Source organism: Stenotrophomonas sp. 3diitr2024, from assembly GCF_042136455.1.
Taxonomy (GTDB): domain Bacteria; phylum Pseudomonadota; class Gammaproteobacteria; order Xanthomonadales; family Xanthomonadaceae; genus Stenotrophomonas; species Stenotrophomonas sepilia.
In genome coordinates, this window is record NZ_JBHHMJ010000005.1 from 1 (window position 1) to 327 (window position 327).

The window sequence follows — 327 nt, forward strand, 5'->3', positions numbered from 1 at the left end:
GGCACACGCCTCGCGCAAGCTGCTGGCGGCGTCCCAGCCCGACCCGCAGCGCCAGCAGCGCAACACGCCGCAGGCACTGGCCGCGGCACTGGCTCCATTCCGTGCCGATGGCAGCCTGGTGCTGTTCGCCGAATCGTCCAACTCCGACGCCACCTCGCGCACGCGCCAGCGCCCGGACGCGATCACCTTCCAGGCTGCACATCCGGAGCTGGACGTGCCCGGTTCGCCGTTCTACAACCGCATCGTCGATGAGAAGAAAGTCGGCAGTGCAGCGATCAAGGGCTCCACCGAGCCGATGCGGCTGGATCTGCACAACAAGGGCGACGT

The 327-nt window shown here is 68.2% G+C and carries 1 pseudogene; it reads left to right on the forward strand.

Annotated elements, in window-relative coordinates:
* A pseudogene (locus ABGA94_RS00025) lies at positions 1-327 on the forward strand (hypothetical protein); the annotation flags it as partial.